The organism is Rhodovulum sp. DZ06 (genome assembly GCF_050586345.1).
Lineage (GTDB): Bacteria > Pseudomonadota > Alphaproteobacteria > Rhodobacterales > Rhodobacteraceae > JBOCEF01.
Map to the genome: position 1 here is coordinate 1 of NZ_JBOCEF010000023.1, position 20,497 is coordinate 20,497.

Annotated in this window: 15 protein-coding genes; 7 read left to right on the forward strand and 8 right to left on the reverse strand. The window is 73.6% G+C overall.

All coding sequences use genetic code 11. The annotated features are described in order from the left end of the window. Positions 1-906: 906 nt before the first annotated feature. From ACQ5SO_RS11610 to ACQ5SO_RS11625, 4 genes are read left to right on the forward strand one after another with little or no spacing between them, the layout of a single operon-like run. A complete protein-coding gene (locus ACQ5SO_RS11610; RefSeq protein WP_430941767.1) occupies positions 907-1,425 on the forward strand; it encodes a hypothetical protein in 519 nt (172 codons plus the stop codon). A 54-nt stretch (positions 1,426-1,479) separates the two neighbouring features. After that, positions 1,480-3,894 (forward strand): Hsp70 family protein, encoded by a 2,415-nt coding sequence (locus tag ACQ5SO_RS11615; RefSeq protein WP_430941768.1) that lies wholly within the window; start codon positions 1,480-1,482, stop codon positions 3,892-3,894. A gap of 5 nt (positions 3,895-3,899) precedes the next feature. Next, positions 3,900-5,102, forward strand: coding sequence for a 3'-5' exonuclease (locus ACQ5SO_RS11620; protein ID WP_430941769.1), 1,203 nt, complete (start codon positions 3,900-3,902; stop codon positions 5,100-5,102). Then, positions 5,086-6,684, forward strand: a complete 1,599-nt coding sequence (locus tag ACQ5SO_RS11625; protein ID WP_430941770.1) for a hypothetical protein — start codon at positions 5,086-5,088, stop codon at positions 6,682-6,684. The genes ACQ5SO_RS11620 and ACQ5SO_RS11625 overlap by 17 nt, the downstream gene beginning before the upstream one ends. A gap of 339 nt (positions 6,685-7,023) precedes the next feature. Here the strand turns inward: ACQ5SO_RS11625 and ACQ5SO_RS11630 are convergent, their stop codons facing one another. The 3 genes from ACQ5SO_RS11630 to ACQ5SO_RS11640 all read right to left on the reverse strand — a co-directional run bounded on the left by ACQ5SO_RS11630 (position 7,024) and on the right by ACQ5SO_RS11640 (position 12,553). Continuing rightward, positions 7,024-9,753, reverse strand: a complete 2,730-nt coding sequence (locus ACQ5SO_RS11630; protein WP_430941771.1) for an HAD-IC family P-type ATPase — start codon at positions 9,751-9,753, stop codon at positions 7,024-7,026. A gap of 349 nt (positions 9,754-10,102) precedes the next feature. Next, positions 10,103-11,500: an MBL fold metallo-hydrolase gene (locus ACQ5SO_RS11635; protein ID WP_430941772.1), complete on the reverse strand. Its 1,398-nt coding sequence runs from the start codon at positions 11,498-11,500 to the stop codon at positions 10,103-10,105. A 129-nt stretch (positions 11,501-11,629) separates the two neighbouring features. Beyond that, positions 11,630-12,553: a LysR family transcriptional regulator gene (locus ACQ5SO_RS11640; RefSeq protein WP_430941773.1), complete on the reverse strand. Its 924-nt coding sequence runs from the start codon at positions 12,551-12,553 to the stop codon at positions 11,630-11,632. Positions 12,554-12,653: 100 nt separating this feature from the next. Here ACQ5SO_RS11640 and ACQ5SO_RS11645 point away from each other — a divergent pair, with 100 nt between their 5' ends. Continuing rightward, on the forward strand, positions 12,654-13,061 hold the full coding sequence (locus tag ACQ5SO_RS11645) for a hypothetical protein (protein ID WP_430941774.1): 408 nt from the start codon (positions 12,654-12,656) through the stop codon (positions 13,059-13,061). A 111-nt stretch (positions 13,062-13,172) separates the two neighbouring features. On the opposite strand, the gene ACQ5SO_RS11650 is transcribed toward ACQ5SO_RS11645, so the two are convergent. From ACQ5SO_RS11650 to ACQ5SO_RS11660, 3 genes are all read right to left on the reverse strand, one after another. Further along, on the reverse strand, positions 13,173-14,369 hold the full coding sequence (locus ACQ5SO_RS11650; RefSeq protein WP_430941775.1) for a PQQ-dependent sugar dehydrogenase: 1,197 nt from the start codon (positions 14,367-14,369) through the stop codon (positions 13,173-13,175). A 187-nt stretch (positions 14,370-14,556) separates the two neighbouring features. Then, a complete protein-coding gene (locus ACQ5SO_RS11655) occupies positions 14,557-15,318 on the reverse strand; it encodes an SDR family NAD(P)-dependent oxidoreductase (RefSeq protein ID WP_430941776.1) in 762 nt (253 codons plus the stop codon). A gap of 126 nt (positions 15,319-15,444) precedes the next feature. After that, positions 15,445-16,470 carry an MBL fold metallo-hydrolase gene (locus tag ACQ5SO_RS11660; RefSeq protein WP_430941777.1) on the reverse strand — a complete coding sequence of 342 codons (1,026 nt, stop codon included), beginning with the start codon at positions 16,468-16,470 and terminating at the stop codon, positions 15,445-15,447. Positions 16,471-16,596: 126 nt separating this feature from the next. Here ACQ5SO_RS11660 and ACQ5SO_RS11665 point away from each other — a divergent pair, with 126 nt between their 5' ends. Then, positions 16,597-17,499, forward strand: coding sequence for a LysR substrate-binding domain-containing protein (locus ACQ5SO_RS11665; RefSeq protein WP_430941778.1), 903 nt, complete (start codon positions 16,597-16,599; stop codon positions 17,497-17,499). 30 nt (positions 17,500-17,529) lie between these two features. On the opposite strand, the gene ACQ5SO_RS11670 is transcribed toward ACQ5SO_RS11665, so the two are convergent. Together ACQ5SO_RS11670 and ACQ5SO_RS11675 are read right to left on the reverse strand one after the other, a co-directional pair. Beyond that, entirely contained in the window at positions 17,530-18,474 is a 945-nt protein-coding gene (locus ACQ5SO_RS11670; protein ID WP_430941779.1) for a PDZ domain-containing protein, read from the reverse strand. Further along, complete coding sequence (locus ACQ5SO_RS11675) at positions 18,474-19,298, reverse strand: hypothetical protein (RefSeq protein ID WP_430941780.1); 825 nt, start codon at positions 19,296-19,298, stop codon at positions 18,474-18,476. Before ACQ5SO_RS11675 ends, ACQ5SO_RS11670 begins: the two co-directional genes overlap by 1 nt. A gap of 310 nt (positions 19,299-19,608) precedes the next feature. Here ACQ5SO_RS11675 and ACQ5SO_RS11680 point away from each other — a divergent pair, with 310 nt between their 5' ends. Further along, a complete protein-coding gene (locus tag ACQ5SO_RS11680) occupies positions 19,609-20,400 on the forward strand; it encodes a TetR/AcrR family transcriptional regulator (protein ID WP_430941781.1) in 792 nt (263 codons plus the stop codon). Positions 20,401-20,497: the final 97 nt, after the last annotated feature.

The window sequence follows — 20,497 nt, forward strand, 5'->3', positions numbered from 1 at the left end:
GACAGCTCGTGACGGCGCATGGCGACCTCCTCTTTCGGGAGGTTGAATCAGATCGAGCCCGATTGGGGAATCCTGTTCATGGGGACAGGCCTAGGCGCTGCAGGAGGAACGGGTCTCACGTCAGTGCGCGTGCATGCGGGCGACAACGGCCTGTATCTCGTCGTCGACGGGTTTCGGTTCCGGAAAGACGGGCTGCCCGGCAAGCGCCGGGATTCGGTCTACCTGTCGCTTGGCGCCAAGGCCGACTGCCAACCTCCCCCGCCAACACCCCGCACACGCTTCTGTGGATCTGCACCCGCCCCTCCTCGGCCAGCTCCGCCATCCGCCGGGATTGCGCACAGCGCCGCCGTGATTTTCGACCCCGGCGTAGGCGGCCGGCACTCGCACAAAAACCTTCGCGCATCGACCAAGGCCATCCTGACGACGCGATGCCTGGAGACCTGGCCATCTTGCAATTGAGCCCGGGTCAGCAGGCCTCATGTGGACACGCGGCGTCTTCGCTCGAAGTGACCTCACTCTGAAGCCCAAGTTCGGGAGCGTCCCGATGGGAAGCGGCCGCGGCAAGCTCCCGCTACACTTCCAGCTACACATCGAGCCGTTGAAGCACCGCCTGAACTAAAATGAAAAACCAAGGGCGCTCCGCAGCTTGACCCGATCCAGGCGAAGCGGGTTCGAATCCCTCTCTGTCCGCCAGAACGAAGGACGTTTTCCCCGCCCCCCCTGCCCCCAAGGCGCTCCCAGGCGGCGGAGCCCCCCCTTGGACCGGCCTTTTCAAGTCCTGCAACCTTGCCGACCGCCGAATTCACTCCTATCCCTTAATGAAGGGTTGGTTAACGGCGCGAGCTGAACTCGATGCGAGGCATATCCGCTTCGAAAGCATCGGTCCGCAATTGGGGGGCAAGACGAATGAGGCACTGGGAATCCGCGCAACGACATGCCGCCGCGTGCCTTGCAGCCCGCCTCGGCGAGGTCCTTGCGGCCGAAGACCCCGACAACTGGTGGCGCGACTTCGTGCTCACGGCCCTCAGCGACAACCAGCGGATGGCGGCGGCCCGTCGCGGCTCCTGCCGCCTCGATGATCTCGATCTCGCGGCCCTTGTATCCGTCGCCATCGGCAACGCGAACCGCCTCAAGGCGGCCGGCTATGGAACCAACGTGCTCGTTCCGCGCTTGCATGCGGTCAAGAAGGCCCGCAACGACCACGCCCACGCGCCCGCCAGCGGGATGCGCCCGCGCGAGGCGGTCCGTCACCTGCAGAGCTGCCTCGACCTGTTCGACGAACTGCGCTGGACCGATGCCGCGCGCGACGAGGTGACCGCCTCCTGGCGCGCAGCGGCCGCGGAGGAGCTGGCGGGCGCGGGCGCGGGGACCGTCGCCGCCGGACCTGCCGCCGGACCTGCCGCCGGCGCGGCGACGGCGCAGTAGGAAGCCGCGCCCACGGCGCCCCGGGCCCCGGCCCCCACCGGCTTCGCCGTCAACGTGCAGGACGACGCGGCCGCGCGGCGGCTCGCGGAGATCATGGCCGCCCGCAGCTTCGTCGGCATCGACTTCGGCGCTTCCACCACCGTCGCCAGCGTCGCGCAGTTCGATCGCGCGAGCCGCCGGATGTCCTACGAACCGCTGCAGATCCGCCAGATGCTCGCCACCGGCCAGGGCTGCGAGGACCACCTCGTCCCCAGCTGCATCGCCCTGCACAGGGGCGCCGTGCTGTTCGGGAAGGGCGCGGCGGAGCTCAAGCCCGAGCTGCGCGCCGGCGCCACCGTCTTCTCCTCGTTCAAGATGGAGCTCGGCGTCGATCTCGGCCCAAGCTACGCCGCCAGCAAGCTCGACGGATCGGACGGCAAGCCGAAAGTGGAGAAGCCGCAGGACGCCGCGCGCTGCTTCCTCGAATGGCTCCGGCACGGCATCGAGAAGGCGGTCGCCGACAAGGGCCTCCCGGCCGAGATCTGCTACACGGTCAGCGTTCCCGCCTCCTTCGAGGCGAACCAGCGCCAGGATCTCGCCGCCGTGCTGGAAGGGGCCGGGTACCCCGCGGACCGGCTCACGCTGGTGGACGAACCGAACGCGGCCTTCCTCGGCCATGTCGCCGAACTCTCGGACCGGGGCGAGGCGCCGCTCGCCGCCCTCGGCGCCGGGGACAAGCGGGTCATGGTGTTCGATTTCGGCGCCGGAACCTGCGACGTCTCGGTGCTGCAGGCCTCGCAGGAAGGCGCCGGCCTCGCCACGCGCAACCTCTCCATCTCGCGGTTCATGGCGCTCGGCGGCGACGACATCGACCGGGCCGTGGCGCGGGACCTGCTGCTCGGCGGCCTGCGCGCCGAGGACGGCCGCCCGTTCGAGCTGACCCAGACCCAGGTCGAGGAGGACGTGCTGCGCCGCCTCTCGCCCGCGGCGGAACGGCTGAAGGTGCAGGCCAACCGGCTTATCGCGCGCCGCGACGTCACCGACCTCGAGCGCGCCAGGGCCCTGAACGAGGAGATCGCCGACGAGGCGATCGTCCCGATCAAGCTGAAGGTGCGCAACGGGCCGAACGACCCGTCGACGCGGGACGCGGTGCTGCGGCTCGACCGCCCGAGCCTGTCGCTCGGCGGGTTCGCCGCCGCGATGGGCCCGTTCCTGGAGCGCCCGGAGGACGGCGACGACGCGCGCCCCTCGATCCATGTTCCGGTGGATGACGCGCTTCGGAAAGCCGGGCTCGAGGACGGCGAGCTCGACGCGATCCTGTTCATCGGCGGCAGCGCCGAAAGCCCGCTGGTGCGGCGGGCGCTCACGGACCGGTTCGGGCGCTTCGTCGAACCGCTCGTCCCGCGGGACCTGCGCAGCCACGTTTCGCAGGGCTCCGCCGTCCATGCCCTGCATCGCCATGGCCTCGGGACCGAGCTCATCACCCCGATCCTCGCCGACGCGATCTCGGTCATCACCCTCGACGGCAGCCTGCAGCCGATCGTCCCTGCCGGCACCCCTGCCCCCTCCGACCGGATCGAGGTGGACGCCCTCTACATCGAGCGCGACGGCCAGATGGCGCTGGAACTGCCGTTCTGCTCGGGCGCCGAGGACAAGCTGGTCGGCGTGCTGCACATCCGCGCCCCCGAGAGGACCGGGTTCCGGGCGGGCGAGCGGATCAACGTCGCCTGCAGCCTGACCGCCGACAAGCTGCTGAACATCGAGGTGACGGCGGGATCCGCGCGGCGGTCGGCGGAGTTCATGAACCCGCTCTCCAACCGCCCCCTCTCCGCCGCCGAACAGTCGGTGCTGCGCGCCCGCCAGCATTTCAACCAGTCCGCGGCCGCCAACCGGGGCCGCCCCTCGGCGTCGGCCGTTGAAAACTATGCCGAGGCCGCGGCGGCCGCGGGCGACTGGCGCGTCGCCGCCGAGATGTTCGAGGCGCTGGAGCGCCTGTCGCCGGGGGACGACCACGCGACGAAGATCACCTATTTCTGGTCCCGGGCGGGGCGCGAGGCGCTCGCCGCGGCCTGGGCCCGCACGGCGTATGAGCGCAACCCCGGCGCCACCACAGCCTTCAACCTCGCGCTCGACATGTCCCGGGCGGGCGACGTGAGCGCCTGTGAACGGCTCAGCCGCGAGGCGCTGGAGCAGGATCCCGGCCATCTCGCAACGCTCGACTGGTTCGGGCGCCGCCTGTTCGAGAGGGGCGACCCCGAGGGCCGCGGCATGCTGGAGCGCTGCGTCGCCATCTGCCGCCGCCTGATCGGCGCAGGGCAGGCGGATCTCGACGATGCAGGACGGATGCTGCAGGCGGCCAGGGCCCTGGGCGACGAGGAGGCGGTTCAACTGGCCCGCCGCACGGTGCGCGCGCTGCAGCCGCCGCTCGCCCGTCCCTATGACGAGAGCAACCTGGCCGCCGGGACAGGCGAAACGAAACGCGGAGGATAGGCGGCATGCACTGGCTCCCCCAACGCAACAAGCTCGATTCAGACCAGAACGACGCCTGCGACGCCTGCCTGTCGGCGATCCTTGCGCCAAGCCCGGGCGACCCGCTCGGCGCGTCGTTGGGCATCCCGAGCCGTGCCTCGGCCCTGGCCCCGGTCCGCTGGGTCCAGGGCTCCGCGGGCACCGGCAAGACGGTCGTGCTGGTCCATGCCCTGCGCGAGGCGAAACGGCGCGCGCCGAACCTCTCGATGGTCTTCGTGACCTACACCCACGCCCTCAAGGCGCTGGTCGCGGACGGGCTCGATGACGACACCCGCCGCTCGGTCCATGTCATGACGGCGCATGAATTCAAGAACACCGGCCGCAACTGCAGCGTCCTGTTCGTCGACGAGGTTCAGGATCTGAAGCCGGACATGATCTCGGACCTGCGCCGGCGCTGCAGCAAGATGGTCATCGGCGGCGATCCGATCCAGACCATCTACGACGAGAGCGCCTCGCCCGAGGACATCTCGCGCATCGTCTCGGCGCAGCCCATCGTGCTCGACATCATGTATCGCCTGACGCGCAACCTGCTGGCCATCGCGGCCAGCATCCACCCGGCGGCGCGCCTGCAGGACGCACGGCTCAGCCGCCTGCGCAATGTCGACGTGATGCTGGGCCAGGCCGAAACCCTCGAGCAGGAGGCGGACTGGGTCTGGCGCCGCGCGCGCGAGGGGGCCCAGCTCGGCTCGCCGACGGCGATCCTGCTCCCGACCCACAAGGAGATCCGCAATTTCCTGCGGCGGGTGGCGCAGCTCGAGGGCCTGGACGACGCGCCGTTCGTCAAGATGAAGGAATATGACGAGAAGAACGCGGTCCTGGCGGCCGCCGGGCTTCCGCTCCAGTACCTCGGCAACGGGCATGGCGATCTCGAGGACTCCAACCGCCGCAAGATGGTCTACCTGATGACCTACCACAGCGCGAAAGGTCTCGACTTCGAACAGGTCTACCTGCCTTGCCTGACCCCGAAACTGAGCATCCATTACAAGGACCCGGACCTGGCGAGCCGCCTGCTTTACGTCGCCGTCACCCGGGCCCGCGAAGGGCTGTTCCTGACCCGGACCGGGCCCGGCCTGCACCCGCTCGTGGCCCAGATCCCGGACGCCCTTTTCAGCCCCGTCGCGATCGGGGCCGAGGAAGACGAAGAGAGCGACGATGACGTGTATTTCTGACGACGATCCGCGCGCCTGGACGGTCATCGGGCTCGACGAACTCGACGCCTGGATGAAGGCCGGGGAGCTGCGCCTGATGCGCGACCGCATCGTCGCGCTGCCCGCCGATCCGGGCCCGGCCGTCGACCTGCTGCTGGCGCGCGCGCCGCAGGTGGGCGTGGACGGCGACCACCGGCTCGTGCTCGCCGACCTCGGCGCCGAGCCGCACCTCGTGCAGGCGGGCGGCGTTTCGGGCGAGGTGGTGCGCGCCCGCTTCAGGGATCTCGAGGGCCTGCATCCGCTCAGCCGACGCGCGGCCGAAATGCTGGCGTCGCGACTTGGCGACCGCCGCGGCCTGCTGGGCGCGCCGAGGTTCGAGGACGCCTGGCGCGGCCGGCTGCTTGACGACGCCTGCCGCGACTCCCGTTATGGCGGCGAGACGGTGCTGGCCGCGCTCGGGGTGGAGAGCGACCCGCGCGACAGGCGCGCCTTCGACGCGCAGATCGACGGCTGGATCGACTACTGGCTGGACGCCCCCACCGAGGACCGCAGCGGCGGCAGCGCGCCGGGCGTCGACAGCAACCCGTTCACCTTCCAGGTGAGGAGCCGCCTGGAGAACGGCAAGGCCGCCCCCCGCTTCAAGGGCGGGCTCGGGTCCCTTCAGCTCCTCGCCGGCTGCACCCGGCTGTTCCTCGACCGCGATGGAAAGGACGCAGCGTTCGCGCCCACGTCGGCCCTCTTCAAGCAGGCGGGCGCCGAACCCGCGCGCTCCCTGGCCGAATGGTTGACCGACGCCGCCTTCCGCGAGGCGGTCGAGGCGCTTGACGCCGCGCTGAAGACCGGCCCGGCGGAGGGCCTCGACGCATGGTCCCTGCTGCTGTTCCTGCACTGGCGCGAGGCCTGCCGCGACGACGTCCCGGCAGACCTGGACCTGTCCGACCTCTACCGGCGCTGCGCCGCCGATGGACGCGACGAGGCGTTCGAGACCGCGGCCCACCTCCTCGGACGCTACCTGCGGTTCAGCGGCCTCGAGTCGCTCGAAACCATGCTGCGGCGCATGGACCGCACCCCGCTTCCCCCGGCCGACGCGCCGGAGGCCGAACACGAGGACGAAGCCCGCGAGGAACTCCCCGAGGAACCACAGCCCGGATCCGAGCCGCAGGACGAGGCGGCGGAGGACGCGCCGGAACCTTCGGAGGCCGAGGCGCCGGCGCCGGACGCGCAGCCGGACGCGCATCCGGTCGCGCAGCCGGAGGCCGACGCCGAAGGAGATTCCGACGCCCCCGATGCTACGACGGACGAAGCCTCTGCCCCGGGCGAACCCAGAGAGCCCCCCGTCGACCCTGCGCCGGCGGAACCTTCGCCGGACCAGGCAGCCGGGCAGGACGAAACGCACCAGCCCCCTGCCCCGCGCCCTCCCGAACAAGAAAGCTCCGGGGACCCCCAGTCCCAAGGCTCTGGGACGGAGGCTCCCGCCACCGATGAAGGCGCCGCGAAAGGCGTCGGCGCGGACAGCCTGTCGGCGAAAGCCGCGTCACAGACCGGCGGAGGGCGCTCGCCATCGGGGGAAGCCGGAGCACCGGACGACGACGCGCGCACCTGACCTTCGGGGCGGCGGCGCTTGAAGTCGCGTCGTCGCGCCCAAACGTGCCGCCGTCGTCGAGGAAGACCTTCAGCCCCCGGGTGTTTGGCGCTGCAAGCCGGCGCCTGCCCAAGCGGCGATTTCGAGCCCGCGCGGGGGCGCGGCGATCCCCCGGCCGGGCCTCGAAGACGGCCATGGCCGGAGCGGACCGCTCCGGCCGGGCGGCAAGGCGGGCGCAGCCGCTGCATCCATCGACCTGCAGCACGCCCTTGAACCCGGCGACCCCGCCTCGGCGGCGAAGCGGCGAAGCGGCGCGGCGCAGGGCGCCGCCCCCCCGCCGACCAGAACACCCCGCGCCCCTCATCCCCCCTGCCGGCGCAGCGCCAGGCGCAGGCGCTTCTCGCTCTCCAGCACCAGGAAGAACAGCGCGCCGACCCCCAGGATCACCAGCCATTCGCCCGGCGGGATCGCCGCCGCGCCGAACACCGCCTGCAGCGGGCCCAGCTCGGTCACCGCCACCTGCGCCGCCGCCACCGCCAGCACGCAGCCCCACAGCACCTTCGTGCCCCGCAGCGTCTCCAGCCGCAGCGCCGGCGCGTGCAGGACCCGGATGAAGAACAGGTTGAAGATCTCCAGCGCCACCAGCGTCGTCATCGCCATCGTCCCCGCCAGCGCCGGGTCGTACCCCTGCGCCAGCGCATAGCGGTGAACCCCGAACACCCCCGCCAGGATCAACGCCGAGACCAGCGCGATCCGCCAGCCCAGCCCCGCGTCCAGGAGCGGCGCGTCCCGCGGGCGCGGCGGGCGGCGCATCACCCCCGGCTCGGCCGGCTCGAAGGCCAGCGCGATGCCCAGCGTCACCGCCGTGATCAGGTTCACCCACAGGATCTGCACCGCGGTGATCGGCGGCGCGAGCCCCGCCAGCAGCGCCACGATCACGCACAGCGCCTCGCCCGCATTGGTCGGCAGGGTCCAGCCGATCACCTTGCGGATGTTGTCATAGGCCGCGCGCCCCTCGCGCACCGCCGCGACGATCGAGGAGAAATTGTCGTCGGCCAGCACCAGCTCCGCCGCCTCCTTCGCCGCCGCGGCGCCCTTCAGCCCCATCGCGACGCCCGCATCGGCGCGCTTCAGCGCCGGCGCGTCGTTCACCCCGTCGCCGGTCATCGCCACCGTCAGCCCGCGCGCCTGCAGGGCCGAGACCAGCCGCAGCTTGTGCGCGGGCGAGGTGCGCGCGAAGATGTCCGTCTCCATCGCCGCAAGCTCGAGCTGCGCGTCGTCCATCGCCTCCACATCCGCGCCGGTCAGCACGTCGCGCGCGTTCTCCAGCCCGATCATCGCGCCGATGGCCCGGGCGGTGGCGGCATGGTCGCCGGTGATCATCTTCACCCGGATCCCCGCCGCCCGGCACTCGGCCGCCGCGGCGATCGCCTCCTCGCGCGGGGGGTCCATCAGGCCCACCAGCCCGGTCAGGGTCAGCGCCCCGCGCAGGTCCCCGGCCGCCAGCCCCGCCATCCCGCCGGGGCGGGTCATCGAGGCGACGGCCAGCACCCGCTGCCCGCGCCCGGCCAGCCGCTCCACCGCGTCCTGCCAGAATTCGACGTCCAGCGGCTCGGCCCCGCCATCGGCGGCGTGCTGGTCGGCGCAAAGCGCCAGCACCGCCTCGGGCGCGCCCTTCACGTGGACATGGGCCGCGCCCCCGGCGTCGTGGTGCAGGACGGCCATGTAGCGATGCGCCGCGTCGAAGGGGATGGCGTCGTCGCGGCGGGACCGGGCGAGCCGCGCCGCCTCGGCCGCGTCGATCTTGCCCGCCAGCGCCAGCAGCGCGCCCTCCATCGGGTCGCCCTCGACCGCCCAGTCGGCGCCGTCTCCGTTCAGCGCCGCGTCGTTGCACAGGGCGGCGGCGCGGGCGAAGGCCATCAGGACGGCGTGCTCCTTCGGGTCCGCATCCGCCTCGCCCCAGCGCACCGCGCCCTCGGGGGCGTAGCCGCGCCCTTCCACCGAATAGACATGCGCGGCGGACACGAGGTCGGCCACGATCATCTCGTTGCGGGTCAGCGTCCCGGTCTTGTCCGAACAGATCACCGAGACCGAGCCCAGCGTCTCGATCGCCGGAAGCCGCCGCACGATGGCGTTGCGCCGCGCCATCGCCTGCACCCCGACGGCGAGGGTGATGGTCAGCACCGCCGGAAGCCCCTCGGGGATCGCGGCGACCGACAGGCCGACCACGGCCATGAACAGCTCCCCGAACTCCATCCCCATCGCGAAGCGGCCCCAGGCCAGCAGCGCCGCCGCCAGCGCCAGGATGAAGACGGTCAGCCCGCGCGCGAACCGGTCCATCTGCGCCAGCAGCGGCGTGGTCAGGACCTCCACCTGCGCCAGCATCCCGCTGATCCGGCCGATCTCGGTGCGCGGGCCGGTGGCGGTCACCACGCCCACGCCCGTCCCCGCCGCGACCAGCGTCCCCGAGAACAGCATGCAGGCCCGGTCCCCCAGCGGCGCGTCGGCGGCGACGGGCGCGAGGGCCTTGTCCACCGGCACCGCCTCGCCGGTCAGGATCGCCTCCTGCACCGTCAGCCCGCGCTGCTCGATCAGCCGCAGGTCGGCGGGCACGCGGTCGCCGGCCTCGACCAGCACCACGTCGCCGGGGACCAGCTCCGCCGCGTCCAGCCCCTGCCGCCGCCCGCCGCGCAGCGCGGCGCAGCGGGGGGCGAGCATCTGGCGGATCGCCTGCATCGCGTTCTCGGCCCGGCCCTCCTGGACATAGCCGACCGCGGCGTTGACCAGCACGACGGCCAGGATCACCCCCGCGTCGACCCAGTGCGACAGCGCCGCCGTCACCGCGGCGGCGGCCAGCAGCACGTAGATCAGCACGTTGCGGAACTGCGCCAGGAACCGCAGCAGCGCCCCGGGGCGCGGCGGGGCGGGCAGCAGGTTCGGGCCATGCGCGGCAAGGCGCGCCGCGGCCTCCTCGGCGTCCAGCCCGCCGGGGTCGGCGCCGAGCGCGTCCAGCGTCTCCCGGATGTCGAGGGCGTGGAAGTCGGGCATGGCGGCGGGGCCGCCGGGACGGGCGGCGTTCGGGTCTCTCATCGGTCGCGCTCCTGCGCTCGGCAGACATCCGCGGGGGGGAGGGAGGGAGGGAGGCGCCGCGCCCCCCCCCCGCACGGCGCGGAAGGCGCGCGCGCGGCGAAGGGGACCGCGGCGGAGGGGCGGGCGGATATCGCAGGTGCAGCATGACATGCCGGGCGCGGCGGCGCACTTGATCCGGGTCAAGGCGCCGGCGGAATTTCTCCGGCGCGGTGCGGAAAACCGGCGGCGGGGACGGCGCCGGCGACCGCGGCGGGGGCTCCGGCGACGACCGCGGCGGCGTCTCGGGCGGGGGCTCTCGCGGAGACCGTAACGACGACCGCGGGGGCGGCGCCCGGCCCGGGCGCCCCCCTCACAGCGCGTAGCGCTGGTGAATCCGCGGCAGCTCCACCCGCCCGCCGGGCAGCTTCTCGGCGAAGCGCCGCCGCGCGGCCTCCTCGCCATGCACCAGGAAGGTGACCTCCGGCCCGCCGCCCCCGTCCGCCCGGCCGGTGCGCGCGTGCCAGTCCAGGAGCTCGGCCTGCCCGGCATGGGCCGAGAAGCCCCCGATGGTGTGGACATGCGCGCGCACCGGGACCTGCTTGCCCCACAGCTTCACCGACCTCGCCCCGTCGATGATGATCCGCGCCAGCGTGCCCTCGGCCGCGAAGCCCACGAAGATCACGCTGCAATCGGCATGGGGCAGGTTGTGGCGCAGGTGGTGACGCACCCGCCCGCCGGTGCACATGCCCGACCCGGCCATGATCACCGCGCCCGAGCGCACGCGGTTCAGCGCCATCGATTCCGAGGCGTCCCGGGTGATGTGCAGCCCCGGCGGGCGGAACGGGTCGCGGCCCTCGCGGATCATCCGCGTGATCTCGTCCTTCATCGCCTCGGGGTGGCGGCGGAACAGCTGGGTGGCCGAGATCGCCATGGGGGAATCGAGGAACACCTGCAGGTCCGGCGGCAGCGCGCCCTGCGCCGCCCCCTCGCGCAGGAAGAACAGCAGCTCCTGCGCCCGCTCCAGCGCGAAGGTGGGGATGATCACGTTGCCCCCGCGCGCATCCGCGTCGCGCACCGCCGCGTGGAACTCGGCCACCGAGGCGTCCATCGGCCGGTGGTCGCGGTCGCCATAGGTCGTCTCCATCACCACCGCGTCCACCGGCGCGGGCGGCTGCGGGCCGTCCAGCAGCGGCCGGTTCCCCGGGCCGATATCGCCCGAGAACAGCACGCGCCGGCGCCGCCCCGCCTCCTCCAGCTCCAGCAGGATGCTGGCCGAGCCGAGAATGTGGCCCGCGTCGTGGAAGCTGGCGCGCACGCCCTCCCACAGCGCCACCGTCTCGCCATAGACCGCCTCGCGCCCGAACCGGTCGAGGCAGTCGAGCGCGTCGACCGTGTCGTAGAGCGGCTCGACCTCGGCCCCCCCGCGGCGGCGGCGGTTGGCGCGCCTCGCCTCCTCCTCGTGCAGGTGCGCGGAATCGAGCAGCACCAGCCGCACCAGGTCGCGGGTGGCCGCGGTGCAGATGATCTCGCCGCGGAAGCCGCGCCTGACCAGCAGCGGGATGCGCCCGCAATGGTCGAGATGCGCGTGGGTCAGCAGCAGCACGTCGATGCTTGCCGGGTCGAAGCCGAAATCGCCCGCGTTCTCCTCGTACAGCTCGCGCCCGCCCTGGAACATGCCGCAGTCGACGAGGATCCGCCGCCCCGCGCAGCTCACCAGGTGGCACGAGCCGGTGACGCAGCCCGCCGCGCCGTGAAACGTGATGTCCATGACCGCCCTCCCAGCCGGTCGGGCCTGGACGGCCCGGGGCCGGTATTGAACACCGCGCGGGCGGGCGGCGCCAATGACAGGGATCAAGCGGCGCGCCTCAGCCCGCCGCCGGGTCGGCCCGCGGCGGGGTCAGCCCGCTTCGGGCCCGTCCTTCGCGGCGCCTTCCGCGGCCCCATCCGCGGGGTCCCCCGCGGCCCCATCCGCGGGTCCCTCCGCCGCGCCGCCCAGGGCCTCGGCCAGCCGCGCCGCCATCCGCGCGGCGAAGGCGGTGCGCCGGTGGGCGACGCCGCAGCGCCGCGTCCCCGCCTCCCGCCCCAGCAGCGGCAGCAGCGCCAGGTCCGCCCGCCCCACCCCGTGCGAGAGCGGCACGAAGGCCGCCCCCAGCCCCGCCGCCACCAGCTCCAGCACCTGCGCGTCATCCGTCGCCTGCGCCGCCGGGCCCGCGGGCAGCAGGTCCATCCGGTCCGCCGCCGGGCAATAGGGCCGGTGGATCAGCGCCAGCCCCGCAAGGTCCTCGACCCGCACCCCCGCCCGCACGCCGGCCCGCCCCCCCGCCCGCGCCGCCAGCGGGTGCGCCGCCGCGACCGCGAGCCGGAACGGCTCCTCGCGCAGCGCGATGAAGCCGTGTCCGCGCGGCGCGCAGCCCTCCGACACCCAGGCCAGGTCGCTCTGCGCCGCATCGTCGGTGAAGCGGAACCCCGGCGCCCCCGGCCCCAGCCGCAGCGCGTTCAGCGCCGGGGCCAGCGCGCGCGCCAGCATGTCCGGGGCGCAATGCACCCGCAGCTCGGGCCGCGCCGCCCCCTCCAGCCGCGCCTCCAGCCCCGCCAGGTGCGCCACGCTCGGGCCCGCGTCATGGTACAGCCGCCGCGCCATCGGCGTCGGCGTCAGCCCGGTCTTCGCGCGCCCGAACAGCGGCCCGCCCAGCCGGTCCTCCAGCCGCTGGATCGCGGCCGACACCGTCGGCTGGCTGACCCCGCAGGCGCGGGCCGCGCGGCTGAAGGTCCCGGTTTCATAGGCGCTGACGAAATAGCGCAGGGCGGTGAGTTCCAGCATAGCCCAAGGCTATACCATCCACGCCATCACCCGCAATTTCCTTTGGATCGCCGCCGCGGCACATCTCGGGTCACCGCAACGCAAGGCCAGGAGAGCCCCCATGCAGATGACCCCGACCCGCCCCGAGGACACCGTGATCGGCCAGGTGCTGGCGAAATTCGTCGCCGCCGACCCGCAGATGTTCGCGCTGATCGCCGAGGACGTCGATTTCCGCATCGACCATTTCCGCGACGAGACGGACGTGAGCTGGCAGCGCGCCGCGACCCGCGACGAGCTGGTCGAGGTGGTGACCCGCCTCGGGACCGAGGTGTTCCCGCGCGGCACGCGGGCCCTCTCGCTCGAGACCTTCGCCCTCGGCGACGGCTGGGTGCTGACCTTCTTCCACCAGCGCTTCTTCTACGGGGTGCGCGGGCGCGAGGTCGACAGCCGCACCGTGATCCTCTCGCACGAGGCGGAGGGCCTGCTCGACTTCTTCCGCGAAACGGTGCGCGGGATCGAGGACCTCTGAGGGCCCGGTCCCCGGCCCCGGCCGCGCCGGGCGGGGCAGGACCGGCCCCGGGCCGGGCGGGCGGCGCGCCCGGCGCACTCCACCCGGCCCGCCCGGCTCACTCCGCCCGGCTCACTCCGCCCGGCTCAGCCGCAGCAGCGCGCCGTCATCCTCGATCAGCAGGATCACCGCGCCGTCCGGGTCCACCGAAACGTCGCGCACGCGCCCCAGCTCATCCGCCAGGCGCCGCGCCTCGCCGGTCACCCGCCGGGCCGACAGGTCCAGCTCCAGCCGCACCAGCGCCCCGCGCAGCGCGCCGATCAGAAGGTCGCCCCGCCACTCGGGGAACATCTCCCCGTCATAGAAGACCATCCCCGAGGGCGCGATCACCGGGTCCCAGTAATAGACCGGCTGCTCCATCCCCGCGGCCGCGGTGATCCCGTCGCCGACCGGGCGGCCGCTGTACTCCACCCCATAGGTGATCACCGGCCAGCCATGGTTCAGCCCGGCGCCGGGGCGGTTCAGCTCGTCCCCCCCGCGCGGCCCGTGCTCGACCGTCCACAGCGCCCCGTCCGGGCCCATCGCCGCGCCCTGGACGTTGCGGTGCCCGTAGGACCAGATCTCCGGCAGCCCGCCGGGAATGTCCGGGCCGCCCGGCGCCGGGCCGCCCTCCGGGTCGATCCGCAGCACCTTCCCCAGGTGCGTGCCGACGTCCTGCGCCAGCCGCCGCGGCGTGTGCGAGGACCGCTCGCCCGTGGTCACGAAGAGCATCCCCTCCGCGTCGAACACGAGGCGCGAGCCGAAATGGTAGCCGTTGTCCCAGGCCGGCTCCTGCCGGAAGATCACCCGCACGTCCGAAAGCCGCGCGCCGTCTTCCGACAGCGTCCCGGTGGCGACCGAGGTGGAATTGCCGCCCGCGCGCGGCTCGGAAAAGCTCCACCACACGCGGCGGTCCTCGGCGAAGCTGTCGCGAATGGCGACGTCCAGCAGCCCGCCCTGCCCGCGCGCATCCACCGGCGGGACGCCCGCGATGGGGGCCGAGACGGTCCCGTCCGGGGCCACCAGGCGCATCCGCCCCGGCTTCTCGGTCACCAGCCGCGCGCCGCCGGGCAGGCGGGCCATGCCCCAGGGCTCGTCCAGCCCCGCGGCCAGCGTCTCGACCGAAAGCGCGGGGCCCGCGGGCAGAACCGGCGCGCGGGTCTGGTTCGCGAAGGCCGGGCGCTGGTCCGGGGCGTTGGGGGCGGCGTCGTTGAAATCCTGCGCCGGGGCCGCGGCGGCGGCGATGGCGGCGGCGGCGGCGACGGCGATGCGAAGGGCGGCGCGGGTCATGGGGCCTCGTCTCTGGTCCGGGGGGCGGTCGGCGGTCTGGTCCGTGGCGATGTCCCCGGTGATATGGGGCCGCGCGCGCTCCCGGCCAGCGCGCGCCCCCCGGCCCAGTCCCCCGCGCGGACCCCGCGCCCCCCGGGCGCGGCGGCGCCGGGACGGCGCCCGGCGCCCCCCTGCCCCGCCCCGCCGCTCAGCGCGCCAGGTAGCCGCCGTCGATGGGCAGGTACGCGCCGTTGACGAAGGTCCAGCCGGGGGCCGAGACCATGGCCACCACCGCGCCGACCTCCTCCGGCTCGCCCATCCGCCCGACCGGGTGCGCGGCGTCGAGCGCGGCGCGGTCCTCGGGGGCCAGGTTCTCCTCCATCCCCGTCTTGATGAAGGCCGGGCCCACCGCGATGGCGCGCACGCCCTTGGCCCCGTAATCCACCGCCACCTGCTTGGTCAGCCCCAGCACCGCGTGCTTGGTGGCCACGTAAGGCGCCAGCCCAGGGAACCCGACCTGCCCGAGGATCGAGGCGACGTTCACGATCACCCCGCCCCCGTTCGCCTCCAGCGCCGGGATCTGCGCGCGCATCCCGTAGAACACGCCGTCGAGGTTGATCGACATGATCCGCCGCCACAGCGCGTCGTCGATCTCGGCCAGCTTCGTCGCGGGCGGCGCCACGCCCGCGTTGTTGCAGGCGATGTCGAGCTTGCCGAAGGCCGAGACCGCCCGGTCCACCAGCGCCTGCGCCTGGCCCGGGTCCGACACGTCGGCCCGCTGGTAAAGGGCGGTCCCGCCCGCCTCGGCGATCCGGCGCACGGTCTCCTCGCCCGCCGCGTCGTCGATATCGGCGACGACGACCCGCGCCCCCGCGGCGGCGTAATGCAGCGCGATGGCGCGCCCGAGGCCCGCCCCCGCGCCGGTCACGAGCGCGGATTGTCCGTCGAGAAATCGGGTGGTGGAGGTCATGGGATCTCTCCTTTCATCTGGGAAAAGCGGCGCCCCCGGGCCCCGAGACGGGGCCGCGCGCGGGCGCATGGAAAAGGGGGGGAGGCCGCGCCCCGCGGGGCGCGGCCAGGGCGCGGGACCCGGCGCTCAGCGGTAGCTGAACAGGTACTCGGCCACCATCTCGGCATTGGCCGGGGTCGCGGCCTCGAAGCCATAGAAGGCGCCGTATTCGGGGCGCATGGTCTCGGTCGCGCGGCGGGCGATCTCGCCATACCAGGCCGGCAGCATCGCGGTATGCGCCGTCAGCGTCGACGCATCGACGCCGAAGCCCCAGGGCGCCTCGCCCATCGCCTGGCCCACCGCGGCCTCGAGGCCGTCGAGATACGCGAGGTAGAAGGCGATGTCCTCGTGCGAGCCGACATTGCCATGCCCGCCCGACAGGTACTGCCAGTCGAGCGCGCCGATCTGCTCGACGATCTCGCGATATCCCAGGTACGAGGCCGAGCCCGCGAAGGACCAGAACGGCGGCTGGTCGGGGTTGATCACGTCGGGCACGTGGACCACCCCCTCGCCGTTCAGCACGAAGATCGCGTGGTCATGGGCATGGGCGTCGTCGGCGGCGCGCACGACGCCGACCTCGAGACCCTCGAACAGGAACGACGCCTCCTCCGCGCCGATCACCTCGGTCGGCGCCGGGTGGGCCGAGCCGAGCCGCGCCATCTGCGCCGCCGTCGCCTCGGTGGCGATCACCTGCGCGCCCGGGAAGGCGGCCAGGATCTTCGGCGCGTCGTTGATGTGGTCGGCATGGTTGTGGCTGTAGACGATCGCCGCCACCGGCAGGTCGGTGACCGAGCCGATCGCCTCCAGCAGGCCCGGCCCCTGCCCTTCCAGCGCGTCGAACAGCAGAACGCGCTCGGCGCCCACGTAGAACACCGTGCCGTAGAAGCCGCCCTGGTAGAAATACACCCGGTCGGTCAACTTCTGCAGGATATAGGGCTGGGTCATGTTCTTGGTGAAAAGGGTCTCGATCTTCTCGCCCGGGGCCAGCGCCACCGTGGCGGATTCGGCGCGATACGTCGCGCCGACGGTCGAGGGCGTCTCGGCCCGCGCCATCGGCGCGCCGATCCCGAGGGCGAGGACGGCGGCGGCGACGAGGCTGATCTTGCGGCTCATGACTGTGTTCCTTGGCCGAGCATCAATGCGATGCCCCGGATGTAGGCGCGCCCCTTGCGCCATCAGCCATACAAATCCATAAGGATCGTCTGGATCAGGCAGACAATCACAGGCGCCCTCCCCCCGATGATGAAGCTCGACCGCCTCGCCCATTTCCACGCGGTCGCCGGGACCGGCTCCTTCACCGCCGCCGCGGCGCAGCTGGGGGTGACCAAGGCCGTGGTCTCCGCCCAGGTCGCGCGGCTCGAGGAAGAGCTCGGCGCCTCGCTGTTCCTGCGCACCACCCGCAGCGTGACCCTGACCGAGGACGGGGCGCTGCTGCTCGACCATGCCGAGCGGATCCTGTCCGAGGCCGCGGAGGCCGAGGAGGCGCTCCAGTCCCGCCGCGGCGTGCCGACCGGCCACCTGCGCATCACCGCGCCGCTCGATTACGGGCAGAGCTTCCTCGTGCCGGTGCTGGCCGAATTCCGCGCCCGCCACCCCGCCTGCACGGTGGAGCTGGACCTCTCGGACAGCCGGTTCGACCTGCAATCGGGGGACTGGGACCTCGCGATCCGCCTCGGCTGGCTGCGCGACAGCAGCCTGAAATCGCGCCGCGTCGGCGGGCTGAAACAGGCGCTGGTGGCCTGCCCCGCCCTCGCCGCGGCGCAGGGGACGCCGCGCAGCCCCGCCGATCTCGCGCCCTGGCCCTTCGTCGGCAACCTGGCGCTGCCCGACCCGGCGCGGGCGGAATTCTCCGGCCCGGACGGCGCCCGCGCGCGGGTGCGCCTGTCGATCGTGGCGGGGATGACGACCACCCCCGCGGCGCTGGCCGGGGCGCTGGCGGGGCTGGGGGCGGCGATCCTGCCCGACTTCCTGGTCGCCGCGCCGCTGGCCGCGGGGCGGCTGGTGCGGCTGCTGCCCGACTGGACCCTGCCCGAGGGCGGGATCTTCATCGTCTACCCCCCGGCCCGGTTCCGCCCCCCGCGCGTCGCCGCCTTCACCGACCTGCTGGTCGAGGCGGAGCGGCGGCGGCAGGCGGCGGGCTGACCCCGCGCGCGCGCTTTCAGCCCGCCCCCCTCAGCCCCCGCCCCAGGGCTTGCCGAACAGCCGGTAGACCCGGCGCTGGAGGTCCTTGAACTCCGGCGAGGCGCAGCCGTGGCGGCGGCCGACATCGTGGATCATGTTCGCAACCTGCCGCGTCGCAAGTTCGACGTCGTTGTGGATGTACCGCAGGTGCTCCCGGTAATCCGCGGCCAGGGCGCGGTCGACCAGCTGGCCGCGCTCTTCGGTCGTGGTGTAGCGGCCGGTCTCGCCATACGCGTTGCGCCGGATATGCGTGGTCCGCTCGGTATAGGCGATCCGCTCCGTCGGCGCGACGCGGCAGTAATCCGCCAGCGTCCCGCCCCCGGGCAGCGGCAGGCGCGCGGGGCCGCTGAGGTTGTATTTCGCCCAGGTGTAGCCCCCGAGGATCAGCCGCGGGTCGAGCCGGTGCGGCGCCGGCTCCTGCGCCCGCACCCGCTCGGGATAGAGCACCGAGAAAGTGTATTGCCCGCCCCGGATCGGAAGCGGCGGGGCGCTCGGCGGCCCGGCGCAGGACCAGACCACCGCTTCGAACGGCACGCCGCCGCGCATCCCGAACAGGTAGACGCCGCGCTCGGGCCGGTCCTTGCCGAAGGCCTCCGCCGACAGCGCCCGCCGCCCGTTGACCGACAGCACCAGGTCGCCCTGCGCCAGCGCGCCCGCGGCGGGGCCGCCGGGGTCCACGCGGGTCACCGCGACCCCCTGCCCCGGCGCCGGGGCCAGCGCGATCCCGAAGGCGGTCTCGGGCCGCGCCGGTTGCATCCCCGCGCAGCCCGGCCGGTCCCGCAGCGTGTCGGCGGCCGAGCGCCCGCGCGGGATCACCGGGTCGAACAGCCCCTGCGCGGGCGCCGGGCCGGGGGCGGCGGACAGCGCCGCCCCGATCAGCGCCGCCCCGATCAGCGCCGCGAGGCCGCGCAGGCGGAATGACGAGCTTGCGCGCATCAGTCGATATACCGCGAATAGGGCCGCGCCCAGCTCGTCACCTGCTCGAGGAACGAGGTCATCAGCCATTCCGTCCCGTCCTTGCGCCGCCCCGCCTGGTCCGCGCCGCTCAGCACCTCCGACCCGATCAGCCTGCCCTGGTCGAAGGCGTGGAAGATCACCTCGCGCGGGGCCCGTCCGCGGCAGGCTTCGTCGCCGCCATTGGTCCCGAGGCCGATCCGCGTCTTCAGCAGCGCCGTCTCCGGGCATTGCGCGGCGGGCAGCATGTTGGTCCAGACCTGCACCTTGATCCGCCCGCCCATGTTGGCGCCCGGCGCCACCCGGTAGGCCAGCGGCAGGGTCAGCCGCTCGCCGTCGATGTCGAAGCTCCGGGTCTCCACCGCGCCGCCCGCCTCGGCCCGCGCGCGCTCCGCCTCGCGCCGGTGCAGGTCGGCCTGCTCCGCGCGCCATTCCAGGATCGCGGCGATCAGCGCCTTGCGCTTCGTCTTGCCCACATATCCCGTGCGCATCGCGATCCCCAGGCAGTCGAGCCGCCCGAGCGTGCAATCGGCCCGGCCCTTGTCGCGCAGGATCTCCTTGATCAGCGTGTCGCAGGCTTCCCGGCTCGGGGTTCCGAACCCGTTCAGGCAATAGTGCTTCTGCGGCTGGCTGCGCAGGTGAAGCGGCAGGTCGTCCTCGCCCGGCGCCGTGCGCGGCGCGGCGGCGCGCGCATCGCGCGACCGCATCGCGTCGAGGTCGCTGCGCGCCGCGGCGGGCGGCGGCGGCGCAAGCGCGGCCAGGACGGCAAGGAAAAACGCGGCGGCGCGCTGGCGAAGAACGGTCATCGGCATCCTTTCGGCGCGGCCCCGGCCGCGCATCTCCCGAACAGAAGCATGAACGGCACAATAACAAGACCGTAACCAGCCGGGCGGCGCAGGTCAAAGACGGCGCCGCCCGCTTGGCGGGACATGGTTTCATCTCCGCCGCCCGGGCGGCGCCGCCCGCCTGTTCTGCGCCGCCCCGCCCGCCGCCCGCCGCGCCAAAAACAGAACCAATATTCTCATTCTTGTTGACAGCGCCCCGGCGCCGCCCCCATCCCCCCCCATGACGGGGGCGGCCCGACCCGCCCCGCAGGCCCCTGGGAGGAGTCCGCCCATGCCCGCCATCGCCCCGCCGGACGCCCGCGCGCCCGGCCCCGCGCCCGATCCTGCGCCCGCGCCCGGCGCCAGCCCCGACCCCGACGCCCTGCCCGGCGTCAAGCCGGCCGAACAGGCCCGCAGCCGCGCCCTGCGCGACCGCTTCGTCGATGCCGGGCGCGCGCAGCTCCTGCACCGCCGCGCCGACGACCTCTCGGTCCCCGAGCTCGCCCGCGCCGCGGGCTCCTCGGTCGGCGGCTTCTACTCGCGCTTCGAAACCAAGGAGGCGTTCTTCGCCTTCCTGCGCGCCCGGATGCAGGCCGAGCACGACGCCGCCTTCGCCCGCGCGCTCGCGCCCGAACGCCTTGCCGGGGCGCCCCTGCCCGAGGCCGCCGCCGCCTTCGTGGACTGCATGATCGGCCTCTATACCGGGCCCTGGCGCGGGGTGCTGCGCGAGGCCTGCGCCCGCCTCCAGGACCGCCCCGAGGACTGGAGCCCCCTGCGCGCCCGCGGCGCCGCCCTCGGCGACAGGCTCGCCGCGGCGCTGGCCGAAACGCGGGACGAAACGCGGGACGAAGCGGGGGCCGAAACCCGGGACGATGCCCGGGACGATGCGCGGGAAGACACGCGGCCAGGCCTCCTCGCCGACCGGCCCGACGCCGCGCGCCGGGTCGGCTTCGCGGTGCAGATGGTGTTCAGCGTCCTCAACAACGAGATGATGACCCCCGGCCTGCGCTTCGACGCGAAGGACCCCGCCTTCGCGCCCTTCCTGGCCGAGATGTTCGCCGGCTTCCTCGCCGCCCCGCGCTGACGCCGCCGCCGCCCGTTACCCCGGGCGCCCCCCGCCCGGCCCGCCCTCTTTTCCGGCCCCGCCCTTCCCCGGCCCCGCCCCCATTCCCGGCCCCGCC

Excerpts from the sequence above, each read along its gene's own strand:
- ACQ5SO_RS11640 (WP_430941773.1), bottom strand. The coding sequence starts at position 12,553 with ATGCTGGAACTCACCGCCCTGCGCTATTTCGTCAGCGCCTATGAAACC.
- ACQ5SO_RS11625 (WP_430941770.1), top strand. The coding sequence starts at position 5,086 with ATGACGTGTATTTCTGACGACGATCCGCGCGCCTGGACGGTCATCGGG.
- ACQ5SO_RS11630 (WP_430941771.1), bottom strand. The coding sequence starts at position 9,753 with ATGAGAGACCCGAACGCCGCCCGTCCCGGCGGCCCCGCCGCCATGCCC.
- ACQ5SO_RS11670 (WP_430941779.1), bottom strand. The coding sequence starts at position 18,474 with ATGCGCGCAAGCTCGTCATTCCGCCTGCGCGGCCTCGCGGCGCTGATC.
- ACQ5SO_RS11645 (WP_430941774.1), top strand. The coding sequence starts at position 12,654 with ATGCAGATGACCCCGACCCGCCCCGAGGACACCGTGATCGGCCAGGTG.
- ACQ5SO_RS11650 (WP_430941775.1), bottom strand. The coding sequence starts at position 14,369 with ATGACCCGCGCCGCCCTTCGCATCGCCGTCGCCGCCGCCGCCGCCATC.
- ACQ5SO_RS11655 (WP_430941776.1), bottom strand. The coding sequence starts at position 15,318 with ATGACCTCCACCACCCGATTTCTCGACGGACAATCCGCGCTCGTGACC.
- ACQ5SO_RS11665 (WP_430941778.1), top strand. The coding sequence starts at position 16,597 with ATGATGAAGCTCGACCGCCTCGCCCATTTCCACGCGGTCGCCGGGACC.
- ACQ5SO_RS11610 (WP_430941767.1), top strand. The coding sequence starts at position 907 with ATGAGGCACTGGGAATCCGCGCAACGACATGCCGCCGCGTGCCTTGCA.
- ACQ5SO_RS11620 (WP_430941769.1), top strand. The coding sequence starts at position 3,900 with ATGCACTGGCTCCCCCAACGCAACAAGCTCGATTCAGACCAGAACGAC.
- ACQ5SO_RS11660 (WP_430941777.1), bottom strand. The coding sequence starts at position 16,470 with ATGAGCCGCAAGATCAGCCTCGTCGCCGCCGCCGTCCTCGCCCTCGGG.
- ACQ5SO_RS11675 (WP_430941780.1), bottom strand. The coding sequence starts at position 19,298 with ATGACCGTTCTTCGCCAGCGCGCCGCCGCGTTTTTCCTTGCCGTCCTG.
- ACQ5SO_RS11680 (WP_430941781.1), top strand. The coding sequence starts at position 19,609 with ATGCCCGCCATCGCCCCGCCGGACGCCCGCGCGCCCGGCCCCGCGCCC.
- ACQ5SO_RS11635 (WP_430941772.1), bottom strand. The coding sequence starts at position 11,500 with ATGGACATCACGTTTCACGGCGCGGCGGGCTGCGTCACCGGCTCGTGC.